Annotated in this window: 36 protein-coding genes; 33 read left to right on the top strand and 3 right to left on the bottom strand. The window is 39.9% G+C overall.

Annotated features, from left to right (window positions below):
- Positions 1-208 precede the first annotated feature (208 nt).
- Positions 209-550 (bottom strand): Asp-tRNA(Asn)/Glu-tRNA(Gln) amidotransferase subunit GatC, encoded by a 342-nt coding sequence (gene gatC, locus AC2SLP_RS00730; RefSeq protein WP_486534705.1) that lies wholly within the window; start codon positions 548-550, stop codon positions 209-211.
- Between the two features lie 904 nt (positions 551-1,454).
- Here gatC and AC2SLP_RS00725 point away from each other — a divergent pair.
- From AC2SLP_RS00725 to rplQ, 33 genes are all read left to right on the top strand, one after another.
- Complete coding sequence (locus AC2SLP_RS00725) at positions 1,455-2,483, top strand: rod shape-determining protein (RefSeq protein WP_486534703.1); 1,029 nt, start codon at positions 1,455-1,457, stop codon at positions 2,481-2,483.
- A 20-nt stretch (positions 2,484-2,503) separates the two neighbouring features.
- Entirely contained in the window at positions 2,504-3,451 is a 948-nt protein-coding gene (gene mreC, locus AC2SLP_RS00720) for a rod shape-determining protein MreC (protein ID WP_486534701.1), read from the top strand.
- Positions 3,452-3,637: 186 nt separating this feature from the next.
- The gene (mreD, locus tag AC2SLP_RS00715) at positions 3,638-4,117 is read left to right on the top strand and encodes a rod shape-determining protein MreD (RefSeq protein WP_486534699.1); all 480 of its coding nucleotides are present in this window, start codon (positions 3,638-3,640) and stop codon (positions 4,115-4,117) included.
- Positions 4,118-4,216: 99 nt separating this feature from the next.
- Positions 4,217-4,840, top strand: coding sequence for a Maf family protein (locus tag AC2SLP_RS00710; RefSeq protein ID WP_486534697.1), 624 nt, complete (start codon positions 4,217-4,219; stop codon positions 4,838-4,840).
- A 190-nt stretch (positions 4,841-5,030) separates the two neighbouring features.
- Complete coding sequence (locus AC2SLP_RS00705; protein WP_486534695.1) at positions 5,031-6,908, top strand: Rne/Rng family ribonuclease; 1,878 nt, start codon at positions 5,031-5,033, stop codon at positions 6,906-6,908.
- A gap of 426 nt (positions 6,909-7,334) precedes the next feature.
- Positions 7,335-7,646 carry a 30S ribosomal protein S10 gene (gene rpsJ / locus AC2SLP_RS00700; protein ID WP_007394248.1) on the top strand — a complete coding sequence of 104 codons (312 nt, stop codon included), beginning with the start codon at positions 7,335-7,337 and terminating at the stop codon, positions 7,644-7,646.
- Positions 7,647-7,742: 96 nt separating this feature from the next.
- Positions 7,743-8,381 carry a 50S ribosomal protein L3 gene (gene rplC, locus AC2SLP_RS00695; protein ID WP_486534693.1) on the top strand — a complete coding sequence of 213 codons (639 nt, stop codon included), beginning with the start codon at positions 7,743-7,745 and terminating at the stop codon, positions 8,379-8,381.
- Between the two features lie 14 nt (positions 8,382-8,395).
- Positions 8,396-8,998 carry a 50S ribosomal protein L4 gene (gene rplD, locus AC2SLP_RS00690; protein WP_486534691.1) on the top strand — a complete coding sequence of 201 codons (603 nt, stop codon included), beginning with the start codon at positions 8,396-8,398 and terminating at the stop codon, positions 8,996-8,998.
- On the top strand, positions 8,995-9,360 hold the full coding sequence (gene rplW, locus AC2SLP_RS00685; protein WP_486534689.1) for a 50S ribosomal protein L23: 366 nt from the start codon (positions 8,995-8,997) through the stop codon (positions 9,358-9,360). Before rplD ends, rplW begins: the two co-directional genes overlap by 4 nt.
- Before the next feature lie 11 nt (positions 9,361-9,371).
- The gene (gene rplB / locus AC2SLP_RS00680) at positions 9,372-10,202 is read left to right on the top strand and encodes a 50S ribosomal protein L2 (protein ID WP_486534687.1); all 831 of its coding nucleotides are present in this window, start codon (positions 9,372-9,374) and stop codon (positions 10,200-10,202) included.
- An 11-nt stretch (positions 10,203-10,213) separates the two neighbouring features.
- Positions 10,214-10,489, top strand: coding sequence for a 30S ribosomal protein S19 (gene rpsS, locus AC2SLP_RS00675; protein ID WP_486534685.1), 276 nt, complete (start codon positions 10,214-10,216; stop codon positions 10,487-10,489).
- Positions 10,490-10,499: 10 nt separating this feature from the next.
- A complete protein-coding gene (gene rplV / locus AC2SLP_RS00670) occupies positions 10,500-10,829 on the top strand; it encodes a 50S ribosomal protein L22 (RefSeq protein ID WP_486534683.1) in 330 nt (109 codons plus the stop codon).
- Between the two features lie 3 nt (positions 10,830-10,832).
- Positions 10,833-11,573 (top strand): 30S ribosomal protein S3, encoded by a 741-nt coding sequence (gene rpsC, locus AC2SLP_RS00665; RefSeq protein WP_486534681.1) that lies wholly within the window; start codon positions 10,833-10,835, stop codon positions 11,571-11,573.
- A gap of 3 nt (positions 11,574-11,576) precedes the next feature.
- Positions 11,577-11,990 (top strand): 50S ribosomal protein L16, encoded by a 414-nt coding sequence (gene rplP, locus AC2SLP_RS00660; RefSeq protein WP_486534679.1) that lies wholly within the window; start codon positions 11,577-11,579, stop codon positions 11,988-11,990.
- Positions 11,990-12,184 carry a 50S ribosomal protein L29 gene (gene rpmC, locus AC2SLP_RS00655; protein WP_486534677.1) on the top strand — a complete coding sequence of 65 codons (195 nt, stop codon included), beginning with the start codon at positions 11,990-11,992 and terminating at the stop codon, positions 12,182-12,184. Before rplP ends, rpmC begins: the two co-directional genes overlap by 1 nt.
- Positions 12,184-12,471, top strand: coding sequence for a 30S ribosomal protein S17 (gene rpsQ / locus AC2SLP_RS00650; RefSeq protein WP_486534675.1), 288 nt, complete (start codon positions 12,184-12,186; stop codon positions 12,469-12,471). Before rpmC ends, rpsQ begins: the two co-directional genes overlap by 1 nt.
- A 144-nt stretch (positions 12,472-12,615) precedes the next feature.
- Positions 12,616-12,984 (top strand): 50S ribosomal protein L14, encoded by a 369-nt coding sequence (gene rplN, locus AC2SLP_RS00645; protein WP_486534673.1) that lies wholly within the window; start codon positions 12,616-12,618, stop codon positions 12,982-12,984.
- Between the two features lie 24 nt (positions 12,985-13,008).
- Entirely contained in the window at positions 13,009-13,326 is a 318-nt protein-coding gene (gene rplX / locus AC2SLP_RS00640) for a 50S ribosomal protein L24 (protein ID WP_486534671.1), read from the top strand.
- A gap of 21 nt (positions 13,327-13,347) precedes the next feature.
- Positions 13,348-13,884, top strand: coding sequence for a 50S ribosomal protein L5 (rplE, locus tag AC2SLP_RS00635; RefSeq protein WP_486534669.1), 537 nt, complete (start codon positions 13,348-13,350; stop codon positions 13,882-13,884).
- A 26-nt stretch (positions 13,885-13,910) separates the two neighbouring features.
- Positions 13,911-14,216 (top strand): 30S ribosomal protein S14, encoded by a 306-nt coding sequence (gene rpsN / locus AC2SLP_RS00630; protein ID WP_486534667.1) that lies wholly within the window; start codon positions 13,911-13,913, stop codon positions 14,214-14,216.
- A gap of 12 nt (positions 14,217-14,228) precedes the next feature.
- Entirely contained in the window at positions 14,229-14,627 is a 399-nt protein-coding gene (gene rpsH / locus AC2SLP_RS00625) for a 30S ribosomal protein S8 (protein ID WP_486534665.1), read from the top strand.
- A 206-nt stretch (positions 14,628-14,833) separates the two neighbouring features.
- Entirely contained in the window at positions 14,834-15,367 is a 534-nt protein-coding gene (gene rplF, locus AC2SLP_RS00620) for a 50S ribosomal protein L6 (protein ID WP_486534663.1), read from the top strand.
- An 11-nt stretch (positions 15,368-15,378) separates the two neighbouring features.
- Positions 15,379-15,729 carry a 50S ribosomal protein L18 gene (gene rplR / locus AC2SLP_RS00615; protein ID WP_486534661.1) on the top strand — a complete coding sequence of 117 codons (351 nt, stop codon included), beginning with the start codon at positions 15,379-15,381 and terminating at the stop codon, positions 15,727-15,729.
- A gap of 2 nt (positions 15,730-15,731) precedes the next feature.
- Complete coding sequence (gene rpsE, locus AC2SLP_RS00610; protein ID WP_486534659.1) at positions 15,732-16,229, top strand: 30S ribosomal protein S5; 498 nt, start codon at positions 15,732-15,734, stop codon at positions 16,227-16,229.
- A 51-nt stretch (positions 16,230-16,280) separates the two neighbouring features.
- Positions 16,281-16,460, top strand: coding sequence for a 50S ribosomal protein L30 (gene rpmD / locus AC2SLP_RS00605; protein WP_486534657.1), 180 nt, complete (start codon positions 16,281-16,283; stop codon positions 16,458-16,460).
- Positions 16,460-16,909 carry a 50S ribosomal protein L15 gene (gene rplO / locus AC2SLP_RS00600; protein ID WP_486534655.1) on the top strand — a complete coding sequence of 150 codons (450 nt, stop codon included), beginning with the start codon at positions 16,460-16,462 and terminating at the stop codon, positions 16,907-16,909. Before rpmD ends, rplO begins: the two co-directional genes overlap by 1 nt.
- A gap of 4 nt (positions 16,910-16,913) precedes the next feature.
- Complete coding sequence (secY, locus tag AC2SLP_RS00595) at positions 16,914-18,245, top strand: preprotein translocase subunit SecY (RefSeq protein WP_486534653.1); 1,332 nt, start codon at positions 16,914-16,916, stop codon at positions 18,243-18,245.
- A 39-nt stretch (positions 18,246-18,284) separates the two neighbouring features.
- Complete coding sequence (gene rpmJ, locus AC2SLP_RS00590) at positions 18,285-18,401, top strand: 50S ribosomal protein L36 (protein WP_201497744.1); 117 nt, start codon at positions 18,285-18,287, stop codon at positions 18,399-18,401.
- A 271-nt stretch (positions 18,402-18,672) separates the two neighbouring features.
- Positions 18,673-19,029, top strand: coding sequence for a 30S ribosomal protein S13 (gene rpsM, locus AC2SLP_RS00585; protein ID WP_486534650.1), 357 nt, complete (start codon positions 18,673-18,675; stop codon positions 19,027-19,029).
- A 20-nt stretch (positions 19,030-19,049) separates the two neighbouring features.
- Entirely contained in the window at positions 19,050-19,442 is a 393-nt protein-coding gene (rpsK, locus tag AC2SLP_RS00580; RefSeq protein WP_486534648.1) for a 30S ribosomal protein S11, read from the top strand.
- 110 nt (positions 19,443-19,552) lie between these two features.
- Complete coding sequence (rpsD, locus tag AC2SLP_RS00575) at positions 19,553-20,194, top strand: 30S ribosomal protein S4 (RefSeq protein ID WP_486534646.1); 642 nt, start codon at positions 19,553-19,555, stop codon at positions 20,192-20,194.
- A 39-nt stretch (positions 20,195-20,233) separates the two neighbouring features.
- Complete coding sequence (locus tag AC2SLP_RS00570) at positions 20,234-21,241, top strand: DNA-directed RNA polymerase subunit alpha (protein WP_486534644.1); 1,008 nt, start codon at positions 20,234-20,236, stop codon at positions 21,239-21,241.
- Positions 21,242-21,264: 23 nt separating this feature from the next.
- A complete protein-coding gene (rplQ, locus tag AC2SLP_RS00565) occupies positions 21,265-21,624 on the top strand; it encodes a 50S ribosomal protein L17 (protein ID WP_486534642.1) in 360 nt (119 codons plus the stop codon).
- Positions 21,625-21,768: 144 nt separating this feature from the next.
- Here the strand turns inward: rplQ and AC2SLP_RS00560 are convergent, their stop codons facing one another.
- The gene (locus tag AC2SLP_RS00560) at positions 21,769-22,389 is read right to left on the bottom strand and encodes an L-threonylcarbamoyladenylate synthase (RefSeq protein WP_486534640.1); all 621 of its coding nucleotides are present in this window, start codon (positions 22,387-22,389) and stop codon (positions 21,769-21,771) included.
- Positions 22,390-22,564: 175 nt separating this feature from the next.
- Positions 22,565-23,275 (bottom strand): elongation factor P hydroxylase, encoded by a 711-nt coding sequence (locus tag AC2SLP_RS00555; protein WP_486534638.1) that lies wholly within the window; start codon positions 23,273-23,275, stop codon positions 22,565-22,567.
- Positions 23,276-23,340: the final 65 nt, after the last annotated feature.

Here is a 23,340-nt window from a genome sequence, read left to right as displayed (position 1 = left end):
ATAAAATTTAAGAAATAGCGATTCCATATGGTACTCATTGATATGTACAGAAGAGTATTTGATTTACGCTTTTTATTGTTATCTCTGGTTATTGCAATACCTTCAGTTTCTAAAAAAGGTTTTAACTAACAGCATTTTAATAAAAGGTATCTGATAACGGGTTTCTAATAACCTCATAATTCAATAGTTACTTCCTTATACTCAACAGTTACTCCATAACTTGGGGTACTAGATATAAGCCTTGCTCAACGGCAGGAGCAATTGACTGGTTCAGCTCTCGATCTATATGAGCGTTAGGAATATCAGCACGTAATTGCTGAGCGGCCTCATGAATATTGGACAGAGGCGTGAGATCATCAGTATCCACACTTGCAATTGTTTGCATCATGTCTAAAATTTTATCGATATCCTCAGCATAATCTTTGGCAGTTTGCTCATCGACAGCCAGTCTCGATAATTTTGCAACTTCTAAAATATCTTCAGTACTGATTTGATCGTCACGAATATCATTCAATGAATTACTAGACTCTGGTTTACAGTTATCGGTCATGAGTTTCATCCTGTTTTAAGTAAGCTTCTAATTTATTTATTAATTATAAGTATCTTTAATAAGTTTCAGCTATAAGTGTCTGCTGATTTATCGCTTATAAGTGTCGTTTATAAGTGATATAGCGAGCGATGCAATTTTTGATATTATAAAGCAACTATAGGTTAATTTCAGTGTCAAACCATACATTGGCTGTAGAATCTATACATAAGATGGCTTGGGCGCGTCTTCATTTGGAGATTTATAATTTATGGACTAATAATAGCTATATTTCAGCCAAACTGTGTCTAATTTCTAGCTAATATATCTATATTGACTTCTAAAACAATCTTGATTAACAAAATCTATCAAATTTTTAGCCGTATATTCTAATTGAAGACACGCCCTAGTCTGAACTAAGTTAAATGTAATTGTTTGATTAATAAATCTAACAGCGAGGTTACAGAAATGAGATGTTTCAATTTTGCCACACATAACTTTGGTAAAATTAGGTGTTTTACATGATTTATGGCCTATTAAGCGCTATAATTTGCATCAAATTAAAAATTCACTGCTATTTTTTGAATTTCTCTTGTCGTTATACTTAACTTTAGTTAAAGTGTTGACTTATTTTTTTGACAATTTTTGAATAGTTTAGATTGGAACCTCTTTAGACTTATATTTTTACTAACACATTTATTTATAAAAATAAGAGTCTACTGGACTGTGCCCTTTTCTTGTCAATGAATCCTATAAGCGCCTCACTTGAACCATCATTTTGTTTATAGATATTATGAGTCATACAGGCTTATAATAACGCTCTTTATTTATTGAAGTTTATAGATAGGTTTTAAATAAATGACTTTAGTCTAAACTTTAAGATAATGACCGCTTTTTCTTAACACGTAATACGCTGGAAACACGACACATGAACCCGTTTGGATTTTTATCTAACAATATCGCTATCGACCTTGGTACTGCCAATACTTTAATTTATACACCTGGTAAAGGTGTGGTTCTAGATGAGCCGACGGTGGTGGCACTGCGCAGTAATCGCACTCAAAACCCCACCGTAGCTGCAGTTGGTATCGACGCTAAGCAGATGCTGGGTCGTACCCCAGATAATATTACAGCCATCCGTCCTTTAAAAGACGGCGTTATTGCTGATTTTGAAGTCACTCAAAAGATGCTTAAGCACTTTATTCATAAAGTAAAAGCGAAGCGCTTACTGGCGCAGCCTAATGTTGTCGTATGTGTGCCTTGTAAGTCGACATTGGTAGAGCGCCGTGCGATTCGTGAAGCGGTTACTTCTGCCGGTGCTAATAAAGTGTTCTTATTAGAGGAGCCAATGGCGGCAGCGATAGGCGCTGATCTACCTGTACATGAAGCTAGCGGCTCTATGGTCGTAGATATCGGTGGTGGCACAACAGAAATTGCGGTTATTTCTCTATCTGGGTGTGTCTATGCTGACTCTATTCGTATCGGTGGTGATATATTTGATGAAGCGATCATTACTCATGTACGCAGAAATCACGGCTGCGTCATTGGTGAGACCACCGCTGAACGTATCAAACAAACGGTAGGATCTGCCATAGATGAAGATGCAAAACTTGAAGTAGAAGTTCGAGGTCGTAGTATGGCTGAAGGCGTACCTAAGACCTTGACCGTAACCTCAGAAGAGGTACAAAAGGCGCTAGGTGACTCATTAACAGGTATTATTAGTGCCGTTAAAACCGCCCTTGAGCAAACACCTCCTGAATTATCTTCTGATATCGCAGAGCGCGGTATAGTACTGACAGGTGGTGGGGCGTTATTACGCAATTTTGATAAATTATTATCAAAAGAGACAGGTTTACCTGTAACCGTGGCTGAAGATCCATTGACCTGCGTCAGTCGTGGCGGCGGTGCAGCGTTGGACTTTATTAATAACAAAAGTCTAAACATGATTTTTGTTTAATTATAAGTTAGTAATAGCATATGCCATCTAGCCTTTTCGCTCAGTACAGTTTATCGTTACGCAAAACGGCGGCCGTATTGCTAGTGGCTATGACGCTGATGCTTTTAGATAGTAAAAATCCAGACTGGTTTACGCCAGTGCGTAACCTAGGTCATGCTGCCATGCAGCCCATTTATCAGGTTTCGGTTTTACCCAGCTTTGTGAGTCATTGGGCAGATGGTACTTTAAGAAGTAAAGAATCCCTCCGGCGAGAAAATATTCAGTTGCACGCTCAGCTGCTACACGCTCAAGCAAAGTTGCAGCAGCAAGACTACATTCTTGCCCAAAATGCCCGTCTTCAGGGCATATTATCAACGACCAAACCTGAACAATACGACCTAATCTTGGCGCAAGTCATTGGTACTGATACCAATCCTTTGAAGCAAATCGTCATGATTAATCAAGGCAGTAAAGATGGCGTTAAAGTTGGTCAAACTGCCATTGATGAAAATGGTGTGTTGGGCCAAGTGGTTAATGTCTATCCAAATACCAGTCGATTATTACTTATTATTGATGAACTGCAATCTGTCTCTGTGACGGTCAGACGTACAGGCCAGCGAGCGATTGTGTCTGGTACAGGCTCACCTAGTTTACTTAGTTTAGATTATATCTTTAAGACCTCGGACATACGCATTGGGGATGAGCTGGTATCATCAGGATTAGGAGGTCGTTTTCCTGCAGGGTATCGTATTGGGCGTATCGAATCTATTAATCCTAATCAAACTGACAACTTTTTAGATATTGGGGTAAGGCCTGCTGCAAACTTTGTTGATAGCTCATACGTCTTAATTATGCAAGACAGTATGAATACCCAAACGATTACTAATTCATCAAACGGATCAAATAATATAGTGTCATTAGATAACGATGACGTCTTGCAGCTAACTGAAGCTGAACGATTAGTGCTAAATGAAAGCATAGAGCCTTGATTTAAATTTAGAGTTTAAAACAAATAGCTAAATTAACATATTGCGCTTTTGATTATCTAATTTTTAAATTCACTTTAGTGTCATGGCTTTATGCTTTAACTGGCCTTATTCTTTATAAACGTTATTAGCTATTTAACTTATAGAATTTGTTGAGGTATAAGCCATTATAAACGTGTGTTTGCTACTATGACTAAATCGCCACGTACTCCGATGCAAGCTTTGCTGATCGTTATCGCGAGCTTTATAGTTGCTTCCATTTTTAATACGTACCCGATGGATTTGACAACAGCCAAACTACGCCCCATGACGATGATGATGGTACTGGCCTATTGGGTCATGTTTAAACCACGGTATATTGGTGTAGTTACTGCGTTTGTTATCGGCATAAGTGCAGATTTATTTTTAGACACACGTTTAGGTCAACAAGCTTTCAGTGCGGTTATTATGGCCTTTTCAATTCGCTTTATTGGGAAGTATCTGAAAGAAATAAATCTAATAACCGCTTGGTTGGTTGCCGCAGCGGCGCTCACTATTTTCCAATTATGTTTGTGGTTATTACAATACATCACCCAAAATATGTTTTATTCAGAGGGCGTATACGGTCTTTTAATAAGTATTGCAACCTGGCCACTGGTTTACTTAGCCCTTGCTAGATTCTCTAAATAATGTCTCCAAAGACCCGTGCGGATATACCTTACCTTGACCTATTCAAGCCAACTTTATAATTATTTTAACCAATGATTAAGTAAATAGTCTGAGCCTGCCATGCATATCCTATTAGCCTCCTCATCCCCCCGTAGACAACACCTATTAAGACAATCTAATATTGAATTCTCTACATTATCTGTTGATATTGATGAGTCCTTAATACCCAATGAACTACCTCAAGACTACATTGTGAGGATGGTATCAGACAAAGCGTCTACTGCACGCGAATGTCTCAATAAAGCTGACGCGGTAACACATAATCTAACCTTGATCATAACTGCAGATACCATAGGAGTATTAGCAGATGGTCGAAGTATTTTGGTTAAACCTGTTGATAAAGCAGACGCATTTATGATGTGGTCTAGGATGTCAGATACCACCCATCGTATTTGGACAGCCGTGCAACTTACCCTCATGGATGCCAACGGTAACGTTATAGAAACCAAAACAATTTTAGAAAAAACCGAGGTAACGTTTATACCGCTGACACCTCAAAAGATGGAAGCTTATTGGCAAACAGGAGAGCCGCAAGATAAAGCAGGAGCATACGCCATACAAGGACAGGGCGCCGCCTGGGTAGATCGAATAAATGGCAGCTATACCAATGTTGTGGGATTACCTCTTGCACAAACGCTACTTGCCATAGATAAGATGAATGCTAACTATCGAAAATTTTCCTAGCGTCAGAAATCTAACGATATACGACTAAAAGATAAAAAATTTACGACCAAAAGATAGCAAATGAAAACTACTAAGAGTCATCACAACTTTACAACGACAATGTTAAACTAGAAATTGTTAAACTATAAATACAAGTGAATAACTAAAACCTTATAACCTATAAACAAGCTAATCAATTAAAAGGACTGTTATGTCAGAAGAGCTACTCATCAATGTTAGTCCCATGGAATCGCGAGTTGCAGTTTTGAATAACGGTGTGGTCAGTGAAATATATATAGAAAGACATAATAAGCTGGGACTGGTAGGCAATATTTATATGGGTACGGTCGTGCGAGTTCTACCGGGTATGCAAGCAGCTTTTGTTGATATAGGTCAGTCACGCACTGCATTTTTACATGTGAATGATATGCGCCGTATACCGCGCGAATCAAATACAGATGAAAAACCTAAAACGGCTACTGCTGTCCGTGAATATCAAGAACCAACCATATTGACGACGATGTCTGTCGATAGAAACGATCATGTCGCCGAAACTCAAAGTACAATCCCAATTGCTGTTGATAATGCCGTCTCGGATGGGGGTGATGATACCTTCTCTAATCCACCTGATAATGAGCTATCCCAATACAATAAAAATGAGATTGGCTCTGGGATTAGTGAAGGATTGCGTGAAGGATCAAACGAAGGGCTACGTGAAGGATTACGTGAAAAGCAATCTGCTTTAGCAGATGAGTCAAACCATTCAGACAGTGATTTACCAGATACGGTAGGCAATGCCATAACGAAAGTGGATACCAAGCCGAAGGTTCATAATGATAGGCAAGTTATTGACCCACCTCGGCATGAGCTTATCCAGTACCGATTACAAGAAGGTCAAAAAGTATTGGTGCAGGTCACCAAAGATCAGCTAGGAACTAAAGGGGCCCGACTTACTACTAACATATCGTTACCGTCACGTTATTTGGTCTATTTACCGTCAAGCGAACACATCGGTATATCCCAGCGCATTGATAACGAAGAAGAACGTCATCGTTTAAAGACTGAGCTAGGTCTGTTAATGAAAACTGTTAACTTAACAGGTGGCTTAATTGCTCGTACGGCAGCGGAGCGTATACCGGTGCCAAAGCTTGAAGAAGATATCTACTATCTAGTGCAGCTGTGGCGTACCATTCAAGCTCGAAAAAACGAGTGTGCAATAAGTAGTACACCCGCAGTCTTAATATATCAAGAATTATCCTTACCGTTACGCTCTATCCGTGATTTGGTACACGCTGAAACTGATAAAGTGATTGTCGATCATGAAGCGGTATATCATGAAGCGCGTCAATTCGCCAAAGAATTTGTGCCCTTAATTTATCCTCGAGTATTACCTTATACAGGAGAGCAGCCTTTATTTGATGTGCACCGCGTTGAAGAAGACTTGAGAGATGCTCTAAAACGCCGAGTTGGATTAAAGTCAGGTGGCTATCTAATCATTGACCAAACAGAAGCCATGACAACGATTGATGTTAATACAGGATCGTTTGTGGGTGGACGCTCTCTTGAGGATACGGTTTATAAGACCAATCTTGAAGCAACACATGCCATTGCAAGGCAACTTAGACTGCGTAATCTCGGTGGTATCATCATTTTAGACTTTATTGATATGCTAGAACAAGAGCATAAAGATGATGTGCTAGAAAGCTTACAGCAGCAGCTTTCTCAAGATTATGCTAAAACCAAAATCACACAAGTTAGTGAGCTTGGTTTGGTGGAAATGACACGTAAGCGTACACGGGAATCATTGGAACAGCAGCTATGTGAACCTTGTAAAACTTGTGAGGGTAAAGGATTTATAAAGACAGCTGAAACGGTATGTTTTGAGATTTTTAGGGAAATTATGCGCTGTGCTCGTACTTATAATGCGCCTAAGAAGTTTACTGTTGTTGCTCACGCGTCAGTTATCGATTTATTATTAACATCTGAAGCGGATACCGTTGCAGATTTAGAATACTTAGTAGGCCGTGTTATCACGTTTGAAGTTGAAAATCTATATACTCAGGAACAATATGACATAGTATTAGATTAATAGAATTATCCTAAAATGTTATTTAAATGTAAAAAAACGATATAAGATCTTTTATGAAGACTTTGACAGGAAAAATTTCTTGCAATCGAACGTTTAATCTGTATAATACATCCCACTGAATTTATATGAGCGTATCAAGTCGGTGTGAGGCAAATGTGGCAACATATTTAGTAGTAAACACCATTTAAGCTTGACGTTAATACAGCTGAAGCATCGTTTTCGGCACTAATTTCATACTTCTTTGCTACCTTCCTATATGGAAATGGTGGGCAAGGATTTAACTTATTTTATTTTTTGGTTTTATATTTTATTTAATCGAAGAATAGATTTTTATATAACGGCTATTTATCCAACGTTACTTCTATTTAGAATATATCTTTATATGACGTAACAAAAGATGAAACCAATTATTAGGAGCTTGCTGGCATGGCTAACCAGAGAATCCGTATCCGACTAAAGTCATTTGATCACAGATTAATTGATCAGTCGGCACAAGAGATTGTCGATACCGCAAAGCGCACTGGTGCGCAAGTTTGTGGTCCTGTACCGTTGCCTACTCGCATAGAGCGTTTCAACGTCCTAACCTCGCCTCACGTCAATAAAGACGCGCGAGATCAGTACGAAATTCGTACTCACAAGCGTATGCTTGACATTGTGCAGCCAACTGATAAAACAGTTGACGCATTGATGAAATTGGACTTGGCTGCTGGTGTAGACGTTCAAATCGCATTGGGTTAATCATAACTGACGTTACTAATTAATGTGTATTAATTAAAATAGAGCGACTTATCATAATTACCCAAATTATTAATTGAAGATATAAAGAGGTTTAACATGGCGATCGGTTTAGTCGGTAAGAAATGCGGCATGACCCGTGTCTTCACTGAGACAGGCGCTTCAATCCCTGTAACAGTTGTTGAGGTCGATGCAAACCGCATTACTCAAGTAAAAACGAATGACAGTGACGGCTATCAAGCCATTCAAATCACCACTGGTGAGCGTCGTGACAGCCGCGTAAATGCAGCTCAAAAAGGTCACTTTGCTAAAGCTGGCGTAAAAGCTGGACGTGGTGCATGGGAATTTCGTGTTACAGATGAAGAGCTTGAAGGACGTGAAGCGGGTAGTGAAATTGCTGCTGATATATTCGAAGCAGGTCAAATAGTTGACGTAACTGGCACCAGTAAAGGTAAAGGTTTTCAAGGTGGCGTTAAGCGTCACAATTTCAGTATGCAAGATGCGACGCATGGTAACTCAGTATCGCATCGTGCACTGGGTTCTACAGGTCAGAACCAAAGTCCAGGTAAAGTTTTCAAAGGTAAGAAAATGCCAGGGCAAATGGGTAACAAACGCGTTACCGTTCAAGGACTTGAGATCGTATCAGTAGATGCTGAAAAAGGTCTTCTCGTCATTAAAGGCGCCGTACCTGGTGCCAATGGTGGCGATGTCATCGTACGTCCGTCAATCAAAGCCTAAGCAAGGGGATTAACGTGAATTTAAAAACTGTTACAGGCGCAGCGGTTGAGCTGTCTGACACGGCATTTGGTCGTGAATTCAACGAAGCCCTCGTTCACCAGGTCGTGACTGCATATTTAGCAGGCGCACGACAGGGTACACGCGCACAAAAAACTCGTGCTGAAGTTTCTGGCGGTGGTAAAAAACCATGGCGTCAAAAAGGCACAGGCCGCGCACGTGCAGGCTCAATTCGTAGCCCTATCTGGCGTAGTGGTGGTCGAGCATTTGCTGCAAAACCACAAGACTGGTCACAAAAAGTGAACCGTAAAATGTACCGTGGTGCTATGCAGTGTATTTTGGCTGAATTAGTTCGTCAAGATCGCTTGATTCTAGTTGATGATATTAATGTATCAGCTCCTAAGACAAAAGAGCTTATTAGCAAACTAGAAGAACTTAATGCACCAAGAGCATTAATCGTGACCAATGAAGTTTCTGAAAATCTATTTTTATCTGCCCGCAACATTCCGCATGTGAATGTTCTTGGTACAGATGAGGTGGATCCAGTTAGCTTGATTGCGTTTGATAAAGTCATCATGTCTGTTGACGCAGCGAAACAATTTGAGGAAGCACTAGCATGAATAACGCAAGACTTTATCAGGTCTTAAAAGGGCCTGTCTTCTCAGAAAAATCTCAGCTGCTAGGTGACTCGTTGGGTGTACAGGTTTTCAAAGTAGATGGAAACGCCACTAAGCGTGAAATCAAAAAAGCAGTCGAGTTAATGTTTGAAGGTGTCGAAGTAACAAAAGTTAACACCTTGAATGTTAAAGGTAAGACAAAGCGTTTTGGTAGAAGCATTGGCCGTCGTAATGACTATAAAAAAGCCTATGTGACTCTAAAAGCTGGTCAAGATGTAGCTACTCAACAAATAATTGGGGCTGATTCTAGTGAAGAAGTTGTAGATACTGCAACAACTACTAGCGAAACAGCGAACAACGAATAAGGATACAAATCATGCCTATCGTAAAAGCAAAGCCTACATCACCAGGTCGCCGTTTTGTTGAAAAAGTGGTGCATCCACACCTTTACAAAGGTCGTCCATATGCGCCACTTGTAGAGTCAAAAGGCAGATCAGGTGGTCGTAATAACAATGGACGTATAACTTCACGTCACATTGGTGGTGGACACAAACAGCATTATCGTGTAATCGATTTTAAACGTACTAAAGATAATATTCCATCGACTGTAGAGCGTATTGAATATGATCCTAACCGTACTGCGCATATTGCTTTACTAAAGTATGCAGATGGAGAGCGTCGTTATATCATCGCACCTAAGAAATTACAAGTTGGTGACTCAGTAATGTCAGGTGAATCAGCACCGATTCGTCCAGGTAACTGCTTACCACTTAAAAACATTCCAGTTGGTAGTACTATTAGTAATATCGAACTAAAAATTGGTAAAGGTGCTCAGATGGCTCGTTCAGCTGGTGCATCTGTTCAATTACTTGGTAAAGATGGTATCTATGCGATATTGCGTATGCGTTCAGGTGAAACTCGCCGTGTACATATCAATTGCCGTGCAGTTATTGGTGAAGTTTCAAACTCTGAAAACAACCTAAAATCACTTGGTAAAGCAGGTGCATCACGTTGGCGCGGTATTCGTCCAACGGTTCGTGGTACCGCGATGAACCCAGTCGATCACCCACATGGTGGTGGTGAAGGTCGTACAATGGGTAAACATCCTACTACGCCATGGGGTCAGAAGACTAAAGGTCTTAAAACGCGTCATAATAAGCGCACTGACAATATGATCATCCGTCGCCGTCGCGCCAAGAAGAAATAAGGAATAATTTCATGCCTCGTTCATTGAAAAAAGGTCCATTCATTGATGCGCATCTGTTTGCCAAAGTAGAAAAAGCTATCGAGTCTAACTCACGTAAGCCTATTAAAACTTGGTCACGCCGCTCAATGATCCTGCCACAAATGGTTGGTTTAACACTTTCTGTTCATAATGGTCGTACACACGTACCAGTCATCATAAGTGAGCAAATGGTTGGCCATAAATTAGGTGAATTTGCCCCGACCCGTACATATCGTGGTCATGGCTTTGACAAGAAAGCAAAAAAATAAGGTGCTCATTATGGAAGTAACTGCTAAATTACGCGGTGCCGCCATTTCGGCACAAAAAGTTCGACTTGTCGCAGACGAAGTTCGTGGTAAGTCTATTGAACGTGCTTTGGATATCCTTGCGTTCAGCAATAAAAAAGGCGCAGTTTTCGTCAAGAAATGTCTTGATTCTGCGATCGCTAACGCTGAACACAACCACGGTCTTGATATTGATACCCTTAAAGTATCAACTATCTACGTGGATGAAGGCATCACGCTAAAGCGTATCCTACCACGTGCAAAGGGTCGTGCTGATCGTATCAGTAAACGTACCTGTCACATCACTGTTAAGGTAGGAGAATAATTCATGGGACAAAAAGTACATCCAATTGGTATTCGTCTTGGCGTCGTTAAGAAGCATAACGCAAACTGGTATGCTGACCCAAAACAATATTCACAATATCTAATTAACGATATTCAAGTTCGTGACTACCTTCGTAAGAAGCTAGATAACGCGATGGTAAGTAGCATAATGATCGAGCGTCCTACTGGAGCTGCAAAGATCACTATTTCTACCGCGCGTCCTGGTATCGTTATCGGTAAGAAAGGTGAAGATATTGAGAAGTTACAAAAAGAGTTAACCAAAATGATGGGCGTACCTGCTCAGGTTAATATTCAAGAAATTACTTCTCCTGATCTTGATGCCCGTTTAGTTGCAGAAGGTATTGCCAGTCAACTAGAACGCCGTGTTATGTTCCGCCGTGCGATGAAGCGCGCCGTACAAAACAGTATGCGTTCAGGTGCTCAAGGTATTAAAGTCGAATTGTCTGGTCGTTTAGGCGGTGCAGAAATTGCACGTACTGAGTGGTATCGTGAAGGTCGTGTACCTTTACACACCCTCCGTGCTGATATTGATTATGCATCAATTCGTGCTGAGACTACTTACGGAACCATCGGTGTTAAAGTATGGATCTTCCGTGGTGAAATCTTAGACGGTATGGATAGTGTTTATAATCCGCCAAAAGAAGATAAGTCTCGTGCGCCAAAACGTCGCGGCCGTGGTAATCGCCGTAACAATTCAGACAGAGCAAACACAGATAGAGGTTAAGCTATGTTACAACCAAAACGTACCAAATTTCGTAAAATGCATAAAGGGCGTAACACGGGTTTAGCACATCGTGGTAGCACTGTTGCATTTGGTCAATTTGGCTTAAAATCAGTTGGTCGTGGTCGTATGACTGCACGCCAAATTGAAGCTGCACGTCGTACAATCACGCGTAAAGTTAAGCGTGGCGGTAAGATTTGGATTCGTGTATTCCCTGACAAACCTATTACTAATAAACCATTAGAAGTTCGTATGGGTAAAGGTAAAGGTCCTGTTGAATACTGGGTATGCGAAATTAAGCCAGGTAAGATGCTTTATGAGATCGAAGGGGTATCTGAAGAATTAGCACGCGAAGCCTTCAAGCTTGCAGCAGCTAAATTGCCCTTCAAAACTACCATTGTTAAGCGGACGATAATGTAATGAAGATCAGTGAATTACGAGAAAAATCAGTAGAAGAGCTGACTGGATTACTAGATGAGAAGCAACTTGATGCCTTTCGTCTTCGTATGGCGAAAGCCACCGGTCAACTAGGTAGCACACACGAAGTCAAAGCAAACCGCCGTGCGATTGCTACTATCAAGACTTTGATTAATGAAAAACTAAGAGGCGCCTAATGAGTGACGATATTCAACAAACCGAACAATCGGGCACAGGTGTAGGTATTGTTACTGGTAAGGTAGTCAGTAACAAGATGGATAAATCAATTACTGTATTGATCGAACGTAAAGTTCGTCATCCACTGTATGGCAAACAAATCCGTCGTTCTACTAAAATAAAAGCCCATGATGAAAATAACGTATGCAAAGAAGGTGATGTGGTTCGGATTACTGAAACACGCCCTATTTCCAAGACTAAATCTTGGAAGTTAGTAGACGTTATTGAAACAGCGGAAAAAATATAAGCAAATTGCAATTGGCAATAATAACTGGTAGAATACGCGCCCTTACGGTGACTTAGCAAATTTAATTACTTCATATTGCATCTGCTATATTAAGTGATTACATCAGTATAGTTATTGCCTTTTGAATATGATTGGAGTAACGCAATGATTCAGACTGAAACAATTCTGGAAGTTGCAGATAATAGTGGTGCACGACGAGTACAGTGTATTAAGGTATTGGGCGGTTCACATCGTCGTTATGCCTCTGTTGGTGACATCATTAAAATATCTGTTAAAGAAGCAATTCCACGTGGTCGTGTTAAAAAAGGCGATGTTATGAATGCTGTGGTAGTACGTACTAAAAAAGGTGTACGTCGTCCAGATGGCTCAGTACTACGTTTTGATGACAATGCTGCTGTATTGCTTAATCAGAATAACGCACCGATTGCCACTCGTATATTTGGGCCGGTAACTCGTGAATTACGCGGTGATCAATTTATGAAGATTGTATCATTAGCGCCAGAAGTACTATAGATATTTAAAAGCGGGAGTTAACCTATGTCTAAATTACGTAAAGGTGACAGTGTTATCGTTATTGCCGGTAAAGATAAGGGCAAACAAGGCACTGTGCTAGCGGTTAAAAATGACCGAATTAAAGTGGAAGGCGTTAACATCGTGACCAAACATCAGAAGCCTAATCAAGCTACTGGTGCTGAAGGTGGCATCGTTAAGCAAGAAGCATTTTTACATATTTCAAACGTCGCAATTTATAATGCGCAAACCCAAAAAGCTGATCGTATTACTTACCAATTTGATGAAGATGGCAAAAAACAGCGCGTCTATCGTTCAAATGGTGAAGTAGTGGCGACTGCGTAAAACACTAAGGGTGTAATAGCAATGGCAAGATTAAAATCATTATACAATGACCAGTATAAGCAGCAAATCAAAGATGAGCTAGGCTTAGAAAATGTCATGCAAGTACCTAGAATTACCAAAATTACCTTAAATATGGGTGTTGGCGGTGCTTCGCAAGATAAAAAGCTTTTAGAAGGCGCTTTAGCGGATATGACTGCAATTGCAGGTCAAAAACCAGTAGTTACTAAAGCTCGTAAATCTGTCGCAGGATTTAAAATTCGTGAAGAATGGCCAATTGGTTGTAAGGTAACCTTACGTGGCGAGCAAATGTATGAGTTTTTAGATCGTCTCATTGCTATTGCTATCCCACGTATTCGTGACTTCCGTGGTTTTTCTCCAAAAGCATTTGATGGTCGTGGTAACTGCTCTTTAGGTATTAAAGAGCAAATCGTATTCCCAGAAGTTGATTATGATAAAATTGATCGTCTTCGTGGGTTAGATATTACCATAACGACAACTGCTCAAGATGATGAGCAAGGTCGCGCACTGCTTAAAGCATTCGGCTTCCCGTTTAAATAGCATATAAGCAATAGGAATAAAGCATTATGGCAAAAAAGAGCATGATTAATCGCGAATTAAAACGCGAGAAAATGGTTGCTAAGTATGCTGAAAAGCGTGCTAACCTCAAAGCAATTATCAGTGACGTTAATGCCAGTGATGAACAAAGAATGGAGGCCATTCTTGAATTACAATCACTGCCACGTAATTCATCACCAGTTAGACTACGTAATCGTTGTGCCGTAACTGGCCGTCCGCATGGTTACTTCCGTAAGTTTGGATTATCACGTAATATTTTACGCGAGCGCGTAATGCAAGGTGATGTTCCAGGCGTTCGTAAAGCTAGTTGGTAAGGGAGTTATACTATGAGTATGCAAGATACAGTTGCTGATATGCTAACCCGTATTCGTAACGCACAAATGGCACGTAAAGTTAACGTTGCAATGCCTAGTTCTAAGTTACGTAAGTCAATAGCTGACTTATTAGTAGATGAAGGTTACATCGCTTCTGCTGAGGTAACTGATCATGAAAATGGTAAAGCAACTTTAGAAATCGAACTTAAATACTTCGAAGGCAAGCCTGTTATCGAAGAGATCAAACGCTATAGCCGCCCAGGTCTTCGTCAATATCGTGGAAAAGATAGCATTCCATCGGTTCAGCAAGGCTTAGGTGTGGCAATTGTCTCAACCAGTCAAGGTATCATGAGCGATCGTGCTGCTCGTTCGGCTGGTATTGGCGGTGAAATTATTGCGTTTGTCGCATAAATTAGAAATTATATTATTTGTCTTTTTAAATTTCTATTATTCAGGTATAATAAGCGCCTTTATTTAGGCCCTTAATAAAATGAATTTAGATATAAATTTATATTTAGGCTGAATAATATAGAGCTGATTATAATTATTAACAGGCCTAGTGCCTGTTAATTTTTTAATAATCATTCGTTATTTATCTGTTATTAAAGGATATTCCTATGTCTCGTGTGGCTAAAGCCCCAGTAGCACTGCCTAAAGGCGTAAGTGTTACTTTGAACGGTCGGCAGGTTGAAGTTAAAGGCAGTAAAGGTACTATGTCTTTACGCCTGCACGATTTGGTCGAGCTAAATCAAGAAGATGATCAAATTATCTTATCACCTGTATCTGACTCTAAAGAAGCGTGGATGCAAACTGGTACCATGCGTTCAATTCTGAACAATTATGCCATTGGTGTATCTGAAGGCTTTGAGAAGAAACTTCAGCTAATTGGTGTTGGTTATCGTGCACAAGTAGCTGGTAATAAAGTTACTCTTAATGTGGGTTATTCACACCCTGTAGAGTACACTTTGCCTGAAAGCGTAACTGCTGAAACGCCAACTCAAACTGAAATTATTCTAAAGTCAAACGATAAACAAGCTTTAGGTCAAGCTGCTGCGAAAATACGTGGTTATCGTCCTCCTGAGCCATATAAAGGTAAAGGTATACGTTATAGCGACGAGCATGTAGTTCGTAAAGAAGCTAAGAAAAAATAAGGTGAAATGATATGTTTGATAAAAAATCTGCTCGCTTACGTCGAGCTAAGAAAACGCGTGCACATATCCGTCATTTAGGTGTGCATCGGTTAGTTGTTAATCGTACTCCACGCCATATATATGCTCAAATCATTGCACCGACTGGTGGTGAAGTATTAGCTCAAGCTTCAACGCTTGACGAAACACTACGTTCTGGCGCTACTGGTAATGTTGAAGCAGCTACTGCTGTGGGTAAACTCATCGCTGAACGTGGAAAGTCTGCAGGTATCGCCAAAGTTGCTTTTGATCGTAGTGGTTTTAAATACCATGGTCGTGTTAAAGCATTGGCTGATGCTGCTCGTGAAAATGGATTGGAGTTTTAATCATGGCTAAAGTAGAACAAAATGACGGTTTAGTAGAGAAGTTAGTGTCTGTTGACCGTGTATCTAAAGTAGTTAAAGGTGGTCGTATATTCTCATTCACTGCTTTAACAGTAGTCGGTGATGGTAATGGTCGTGTAGGCTTTGGTCGTGGTAAAGCTCGTGAAGTTCCTGCCGCAATCCAAAAAGCACTTGAAGCTGCAAAACGTAATATGATTACGGTTGAACTTGACGGTGGTACCCTTCAGCATCCTATCGAAGCGCGTCATGGCGCAAGTAAAGTATACATGCAGCCTGCAAACGAAGGTACTGGTGTTATTGCCGGCGGTGCTGTACGTGCTGTATTAGAATCAGCGGGTGTAGAAGATGTATTAACAAAATGTTATGGTTCAACGAACCCTACTAATGTAGTACATGCAACATTCAAAGGTCTTCGCGATATGTCAACGCCAGCTAAAGCTGCTGCAAAACGTGGTAAAACTGTAGAAGAAATTTTGGGCTAACCATTTTTTATATATACTGTTTTAAAAAAATATAATAGTAGGTGAGTTACGATGAAAACAATGAAAGTTACTCAAATCAAATCTGGTGCCCATCGCCTTAAAAGCCATAAAGCCTGTCTAATTGGTCTTGGCTTACGTCGCATTGGACACACAGTTGAAGTTGAAGATACGCCTTCAACCCGTGGAATGGTGAATCGCATCAATTACATGGTTAAAGTGGAGGAAGCGTAATGGGACTTAAATTAAACGAATTATCACCAGGTGTTGGTGCTAAAAAGACTGCACAGCGTCGTGGACGTGGTATCGGTTCTGGCTTAGGTAAGACTGGTGGCCGTGGTGTTAAAGGTCAAAAATCTCGTTCAGGTTCAAGTGTTCCAGCTGGATTTGAAGGTGGTCAAATGCCACTATTCCGCCGTGTACCCAAGTTTGGCTTTACCAGTAAAATGGCAATGACTACTGCAGAAGTACGTCTATCTGAGTTAAACAAGATTGACGGTGATGTGGTTAGCATTGAAACGCTTAAAGCCGCAAACATCATACGTCATGATATGAAACGTGCACGTATTATCCTTTCTGGTGAAGTTAATAAAGCTTATACCTTTAAAGATGTAAAAGTGACTAAAGGTGCTAAAGCGGCGATTGAAGCTGCTGGTGGTACAATTGAGGAAACTCAGGAGTAAGTAAATGGCTAAGCAATCTTCGCCAACTGCAGCAATACCAATGAATCCACTTACTTTTATTCGTAAATACGATGAGTTGTGGAATCGTTTGTTATTTTTGATTGGAGCGTTGATTGTTTATCGTTTAGGCTCTCACATACCAGTACCTGGTATTAATCCGGTTAGCTTAGCTGATTTATTCTCTCGTAATGAGAACACCATCTTAAGCATGTTTAATATGTTTTCAGGTGGTGCTTTAGAGAGAATGTCTATAATGGCATTAGGTATTATGCCTTATATTTCAGCGTCTATTATTGTTCAAATGATGTCATCTGTTATGCCATCTTTAGAAGCTCTAAAAAAAGAAGGTGAGTCGGGACGCCGTAAGCTTAATAAATATACACGACAGGGCACCTTATTTTTAGCGTCTTTACAAGCTATATTTATGTGTACTGGATTAATTAGTCAGAATCTTACGTTGTCATCAGGATTGACTTTTTACATACCTGCAGTAAGTTCGCTTGTTGCAGGTGCTATGTTCTTGATGTGGCTTGGTGAGCAAATTACTGAACGTGGCGTAGGAAACGGTATATCAATGCTTATTTTTGCAAGCATTGTTGCAAGTGTCCCTAGTATGCTAGGTCAATCTTTTGAAATGGTAAAGAGTGATCCACAAAGCTTGATCATGTTACTTATCTTTGCCGTACTAGGTATAGCAGTAACAGCTGGTATTGTATATATTGAACGTGCTCAACGTCGTATACCAGTGAATTACGCGCAAAAGCAGCAACAAGGCCGTAAAGTTTATGCTGACCAACAATCTCACTTGCCCTTGAAGATTAATATGGCGGGCGTTATTCCTGCTATTTTTGCTAGTGCATTGTTAATGTTCCCTGCAAGTTTAGGTCAATGGGTAGGTAATTCAGCTGATCCAAGTATGTGGCAACAGTTTTTGCAAACGATGTCGTTAGTTTTGGCACCGGGTCAGCCATTATATTTAGTACTATTTGGTGCGATGATTATCTTCTTCTGTTATTTTTATACGGCATTAGTATTTAGCCCACGTGAAGTTGCAGAGAATTTAAAACGTAGCGGTGCATATATTCCAGGCATACGTCCTGGGTTACAAACTCAGCGTTACTTGGATCACGTTTTGAATAGATTAACCTTTATTGGTGCTATCTATATGACGGTAATCTGTTTAATGCCTATGCTATTACAATCGTCGTTCGGTATTCCGTTTCATCTTGGTGGTACATCACTTTTAATTATGGTGGTCGTGGTTATGGATTTCATATCCCAACTTCAGGCGCACTTAATGACACATCAGTATCATGATCAAACACTAATTAGATAATTTGCTTTTATCAGTGGTTTGCTCATTTAGGAGTTTAATATGAAAGTTCAAGCATCAGTTAAAAAGATTTGTGGTAGCTGCAAAGTTGTACGTCGCAAAGGTCGCGTTCATGTGATTTGCAAAGCAGAACCACGTCATAAGCAGCGTCAAGGTTAATTTTATTGAATTTAAATACGTTTATATTTATAACTTTTATAAACTTATATAATACAATGAAAACAACTTGAAATTTATTGGCGGATGAGTTATCATCCGCCACTTGCCGTCGTTTACTGTTTAAAATTCTATTACGTTTTAGATGTATTTATAGTAAATGGCAAAATCTGAAACATAAGTCCTATTTAATACTATTACTTTAAGACTATTAGTCTTTTAGGATGATAGTTATTGATTATTAGACTCATTTTTCATAATTGGAGAGAAATCAATGGCTCGTATTGCCGGCGTAAACATTCCGGATAACAAGCATGCAGTGATTTCATTGACTTATATATTTGGTATTGGTCGTACAACTGCTAAGAAAATTCTTGAAGCAGTAGGTATCGAACCTTCTACTAAAGTTAGTCAATTGGATGATACTCAGCTTGATGCTATCCGTGCTCAAGTTGGTAACTATATGACAGAAGGTGATCTTCGTCGTGAAGTTTCAATGAATATTAAGCGTTTGGTTGATTTAGGTAGTTACCGTGGCATCCGTCATCGTCGTAATTTACCTGTAAGAGGTCAAAACACAAAGAACAATGCTCGTACTCGTAAGGGTCCGATTCGTTCAATCAAAAGATAATTAACTTAGGAAGCTAAAAGATGGCTAAAGACACCCGTGGTCGCAAAAAAGCGGCACGTCGTTCGGTATCAGAGGGCGTAGCCCACATTCATGCGTCTTTTAATAACACCATTGTAACGATTACTGATCGTCAAGGTAATGCATTGGCTTGGGCCACCTCAGGTGGACAAGGCTTCCGTGGTTCACGTAAATCTACACCATTTGCAGCTCAGGTTGCAGCTGAGGTTGCTGGTAAAGCAGCTCAAGAAACCTATGGTGTAAAAAATGTCGATGTTCTGGTTAAAGGTCCAGGGCCGGGTCGTGAGTCTGCGGTAAGAGCTTTAGGTGCATTAGGTTTTAAAATAAATAGCATATCTGATGTAACCCCAATCCCACACAACGGTTGCCGTGCGCCTAAAAAGCGTCGCGTATAAACTATCGTTACCGTATTCTTAGCTTAATTTTAAGAAAGAATACGGTGTGTGTAATAAGACAAAATACCGTTACTGGTTACTATTAAGACGTAACTCAAGGAGACACAAGCATGGCCCGTTATATTGGTCCAAAATTAAAGCTGTCGCGTCGTGAAGGTACTGATTTACAATTAAAATCAGGTGTTAAACCTTTTGACGTTAAGACTAAAAAAGCAGGTCGCGTACCTGGCCAACATGGCAACTCACGTAACAAAGCATCTGAATATTCGCTACAGTTACGTGAAAAGCAAAAAGTGAAGCGTATGTATGGTGTATTAGAACGCCAATTCGCCAACTACTATAAAGAATCTGCACGTGCACGTGGTGCAACTGGTGAACATTTATTACAGATGCTAGAACGCCGTTTAGATAACGTTGTTTATCGTATGGGTTTTGGTTCTACACGTGCTGAAGCACGCCAGTTAGTTAGCCATCGCGCTATCATGCTAAAAAAAGCAGGCCGTGATGAGTTTGTTCGTGTGAACATTCCTTCAATTCAGGTACAAGATGGCGATATTATTGCTGTGCATGAAAAAGCAAAAGAACAGTTACGTATTAAGAATGCAATTGAACTTGCTACTCAACGTGGTATTCCAGAGTGGATAGAAGTTGATCATAGCAAATTGCAAGGTACATTTAAGAAAGCACCAGATCGTATTGATTTGCCTGCAGAAATCACCGAAAGCTTAATCGTTGAGTTGTACTCTAAATAATCGCTAACAATAATTTGATTAACTAATCGAGGTGACAATATGATGCTAAATGCTACCGAGTTTCTGACCCCTAATGCCATTAATGTGGATGCGGTTGATGAAACCAATGCAAAAGTCACGCTCGAGCCGTTAGAACGCGGCTTTGGGCATACCTTAGGTAATGCTCTTCGTCGTATTCTTTTATCTTCGTTGCCTGGTGCAGCGGTAATTGAAGCAGAGATTGACGGTGTAGATCACGAGTATTCTACACTTGAAGGTTTGCAAGAAGATATTTTAGATTTATTATTAAATCTAAAGGGTCTGGCAATTACTATGCACGATCAAAATGAAGTGTTTCTAACGCTTGATAAGCAGGGCCCTGGCACTATCACTGCGGCAGATATAGATTTACCGCACAATGTTGAAATTGCTAATCCTGATTTGGTTCTTGGTACATTAGGCGAACGTGGCCACCTAAAAATGCGTTTACGTGTTGTTATGGGTCGCGGTTATGAGCCTGCTAATCTTCGTCGTGAAGATGGTGATACTAAAGCTATTGGACGTTTGAAGCTGGATGCAAGTTTTAGCCCAGTTTCACGTGTTGCTTATCAAGTAGAAAACGCTCGCGTTGAGCAACGTACGGATTTAGATCGTTTAATCATTGAACTTGAAACCAATGGTACGATTGATCCTGAAGAAGCAATTCGCAAAGCGGCTACCATCCTTCAGCAGCAAATCTCTATATTTGTCGATTTAGAAGCTGAAGAAGCCCCTGAGCCAGTTAAAGAGAAAGAAGAGGTCGACCCTGTACTATTACGTCCAGTGGATGATCTTGAACTAACGGTTCGCTCAGCAAACTGTCTTAAAGCTGAAAACATTTATTATATCGGCGATTTGGTACAGCGTTCAGAAACTGAGTTGCTTAAAACACCAAATTTAGGTAAAAAATCATTAACTGAAATTAAAGACGTTTTAGCGTCAAAAGGGTTGGAACTGGATATGCGCCTAGAGAATTGGCCACCTGCTGACCTTCGAGTTGATGATCGTTTTTCATACCGCAGCCGTTAACACTTAAGTAAGGATATTTGACCATGCGACATCGTAAGAGTGGAGTAAAGCTGGGTCGTACCGGCAGCCATCGTAAGGCAATGTTCCAGAACATGACAAACTCTTTGTTTGAACATGAACTGATAAAAACAACATTACCTAAAGCTAAAGAGCTACGCCGTGTGGCTGAGCCTTTAATAACTATGGCAAAAGAAGATTCAGTTGCTAATCGCCGTTTGGCATTCAGCCGTATGCGTAATAAAGATATGGTTGGTAAACTATTCGGTACATTAGGTCCTCGTTATCAAGATCGCCCAGGTGGATACTTACGTATCATCAAATGTGGCAATCGTGATGGTGATAATGCACCTATGGCATACGTTGAACTAGTAGATCGTGACTAATATTTATTAGTCCTATTTGCTTGGATCAAGAAAACCTCAGTAGCTTTTTAAATTATGTATTTAGCATAATTTGATTGAGTTACTGAGGTTTTTCTTATTTGTGATGTCCTCTAAATTATTAAGTCCAATGATCTGTAAAACCAGTTACTCAATAAATTCAGAAACATCACTAGCACCTTGACGAATTAATTCTGGCGGCACTTGAGTTAAATCAACGACTGTAGTTAGCTTAGTGGTTAAAACGCCTGCATTTATTAATACATCAATATTGCTATCAAGCTTTTCTTCGATATCGAATGGTTCATCTAACGAGAGCTCCATATTAGGTAATAATAATGAGCTGGTAAGGATAGGTTCGCCCATTTCTTCTAATAAGGCTTGAGCAATTGGGTTTTTAGGTACTCTGATACCAATGGTTTTTTTCTTAGGATGCGACAGCTTTTTTGGAACATCTTTTGTGGCTTCAAGAATAAACGTGATTGGAGCGGGCGTATTGTTTTTAAGAAGCTTGAATTGTAGATTGTCTACTGTAGCATATGTGGAAATCTCACTTAGATCCCGGCACAGTAAAGTAAACTGATGTTTGTCATCAAGTTCACGAATAAAGCGTAATTTCTCAAGAGCGGCTTTAGAACCTATTTTGCAACCAAATGCATAACTAGTATCTGTTGGATAAACAATCAGCAAATCACGATTTAAAGCATCAACGACTTGCTTTATAAGACGAGGTTGAGGGTTTTCTGGATGAATATACAAAGTTAGCATAACCGACCTCACAATAGTTCTGGTTGTTAAAGTAACTGATAAATTTCAATTAAATAATTTGTTTTATTACCTATGGATATTGAGTTTGAATGATACTGTAATATAGATCAACGTATTACAGATCAACGTATTATAGTTCACTGTAATGTTAGTACTAGATCGATGATAATAATGTTTAATCTTTATCATGACATAAATAACATAAAGTCGTCAGTAGTAATTTAGCGTCTTTTGGTATGATATCTGGATTCTTGATATAGGATAAAGCTTGACGATATACATCTTGTTTGAAGGTGCTCTTAGAGGTATCAAATGTAGCATCGAGATTATCCAAAGACACCTCAAATGTTTTAGAGCACATCAGAGTGAATAGACATTCTAATGCCTGAGGTTTGATTTCAACTCGCTCAAAAGCCTCTTGTTGTACTTCTGTACGTCCATCTGGAGCATACCAATATCCAAAGTCATTAAGGGTGCGACGATGAGGCCCTGCTATAGCCCAATGGCTTATTTCATGAAGTGCGCTTTGTAAATAGCCATGCGCAAACATAATACGAGCAGGATTATGTTCGTCGGCAGCAAAATACTCAGGTTCACCATCACTACGATCTAAAATAACGTTATGAGCGGCAAATGCTTTGTTAAAAACCGTAATGAGCCAGTCAGCTTCTTGTCTCTCAAAATCAATGTGGGTTGAGGGCGCGGCCTCTATAACATGATTACTGGATTGTATTTTTGACCACTCATGCTTTAACTCTATCCAAGATTTAAAGATAGCACCTTCATTTACGTAATCTAAGCGCTTAATATGCTCATAGCATGTTGAGATTTGAAATTTTTGGATTAGCACTTGCAATGGTAGACTTGAAAAAAAAGTTTTACCCATAATTATTATATCTAACGACCGTATTCATTCACTATAAGATGACAACACTAGAATTTGATAGTTGG

The organism is Psychrobacter sp. CX21 (assembly GCF_057396255.1).
Note: the sequence above shows the minus strand (reverse complement) of the source record. Positions and strands in the feature narration are given on the sequence as shown.

Coding starts and splice junctions, on each gene's coding strand:
- gatC (WP_486534705.1), bottom strand. CDS start 550: ATGACCGATAACTGTAAACCAGAGTCTAGTAATTCATTGAATGATATT.
- AC2SLP_RS00725 (WP_486534703.1), top strand. CDS start 1,455: ATGAACCCGTTTGGATTTTTATCTAACAATATCGCTATCGACCTTGGT.
- mreC (WP_486534701.1), top strand. CDS start 2,504: ATGCCATCTAGCCTTTTCGCTCAGTACAGTTTATCGTTACGCAAAACG.
- mreD (WP_486534699.1), top strand. CDS start 3,638: ATGACTAAATCGCCACGTACTCCGATGCAAGCTTTGCTGATCGTTATC.
- AC2SLP_RS00710 (WP_486534697.1), top strand. CDS start 4,217: ATGCATATCCTATTAGCCTCCTCATCCCCCCGTAGACAACACCTATTA.
- AC2SLP_RS00705 (WP_486534695.1), top strand. CDS start 5,031: ATGTCAGAAGAGCTACTCATCAATGTTAGTCCCATGGAATCGCGAGTT.
- rpsJ (WP_007394248.1), top strand. CDS start 7,335: ATGGCTAACCAGAGAATCCGTATCCGACTAAAGTCATTTGATCACAGA.
- rplC (WP_486534693.1), top strand. CDS start 7,743: ATGGCGATCGGTTTAGTCGGTAAGAAATGCGGCATGACCCGTGTCTTC.
- rplW (WP_486534689.1), top strand. CDS start 8,995: ATGAATAACGCAAGACTTTATCAGGTCTTAAAAGGGCCTGTCTTCTCA.
- rplB (WP_486534687.1), top strand. CDS start 9,372: ATGCCTATCGTAAAAGCAAAGCCTACATCACCAGGTCGCCGTTTTGTT.
- rpsS (WP_486534685.1), top strand. CDS start 10,214: ATGCCTCGTTCATTGAAAAAAGGTCCATTCATTGATGCGCATCTGTTT.
- rplV (WP_486534683.1), top strand. CDS start 10,500: ATGGAAGTAACTGCTAAATTACGCGGTGCCGCCATTTCGGCACAAAAA.
- rpsC (WP_486534681.1), top strand. CDS start 10,833: ATGGGACAAAAAGTACATCCAATTGGTATTCGTCTTGGCGTCGTTAAG.
- rplP (WP_486534679.1), top strand. CDS start 11,577: ATGTTACAACCAAAACGTACCAAATTTCGTAAAATGCATAAAGGGCGT.
- rpmC (WP_486534677.1), top strand. CDS start 11,990: ATGAAGATCAGTGAATTACGAGAAAAATCAGTAGAAGAGCTGACTGGA.
- rpsQ (WP_486534675.1), top strand. CDS start 12,184: ATGAGTGACGATATTCAACAAACCGAACAATCGGGCACAGGTGTAGGT.
- rplN (WP_486534673.1), top strand. CDS start 12,616: ATGATTCAGACTGAAACAATTCTGGAAGTTGCAGATAATAGTGGTGCA.
- rplX (WP_486534671.1), top strand. CDS start 13,009: ATGTCTAAATTACGTAAAGGTGACAGTGTTATCGTTATTGCCGGTAAA.
- rplE (WP_486534669.1), top strand. CDS start 13,348: ATGGCAAGATTAAAATCATTATACAATGACCAGTATAAGCAGCAAATC.
- rpsN (WP_486534667.1), top strand. CDS start 13,911: ATGGCAAAAAAGAGCATGATTAATCGCGAATTAAAACGCGAGAAAATG.
- rpsH (WP_486534665.1), top strand. CDS start 14,229: ATGAGTATGCAAGATACAGTTGCTGATATGCTAACCCGTATTCGTAAC.
- rplF (WP_486534663.1), top strand. CDS start 14,834: ATGTCTCGTGTGGCTAAAGCCCCAGTAGCACTGCCTAAAGGCGTAAGT.
- rplR (WP_486534661.1), top strand. CDS start 15,379: ATGTTTGATAAAAAATCTGCTCGCTTACGTCGAGCTAAGAAAACGCGT.
- rpsE (WP_486534659.1), top strand. CDS start 15,732: ATGGCTAAAGTAGAACAAAATGACGGTTTAGTAGAGAAGTTAGTGTCT.
- rpmD (WP_486534657.1), top strand. CDS start 16,281: ATGAAAACAATGAAAGTTACTCAAATCAAATCTGGTGCCCATCGCCTT.
- rplO (WP_486534655.1), top strand. CDS start 16,460: ATGGGACTTAAATTAAACGAATTATCACCAGGTGTTGGTGCTAAAAAG.
- secY (WP_486534653.1), top strand. CDS start 16,914: ATGGCTAAGCAATCTTCGCCAACTGCAGCAATACCAATGAATCCACTT.
- rpmJ (WP_201497744.1), top strand. CDS start 18,285: ATGAAAGTTCAAGCATCAGTTAAAAAGATTTGTGGTAGCTGCAAAGTT.
- rpsM (WP_486534650.1), top strand. CDS start 18,673: ATGGCTCGTATTGCCGGCGTAAACATTCCGGATAACAAGCATGCAGTG.
- rpsK (WP_486534648.1), top strand. CDS start 19,050: ATGGCTAAAGACACCCGTGGTCGCAAAAAAGCGGCACGTCGTTCGGTA.
- rpsD (WP_486534646.1), top strand. CDS start 19,553: ATGGCCCGTTATATTGGTCCAAAATTAAAGCTGTCGCGTCGTGAAGGT.
- AC2SLP_RS00570 (WP_486534644.1), top strand. CDS start 20,234: ATGATGCTAAATGCTACCGAGTTTCTGACCCCTAATGCCATTAATGTG.
- rplQ (WP_486534642.1), top strand. CDS start 21,265: ATGCGACATCGTAAGAGTGGAGTAAAGCTGGGTCGTACCGGCAGCCAT.
- AC2SLP_RS00560 (WP_486534640.1), bottom strand. CDS start 22,389: ATGCTAACTTTGTATATTCATCCAGAAAACCCTCAACCTCGTCTTATA.
- AC2SLP_RS00555 (WP_486534638.1), bottom strand. CDS start 23,275: ATGGGTAAAACTTTTTTTTCAAGTCTACCATTGCAAGTGCTAATCCAA.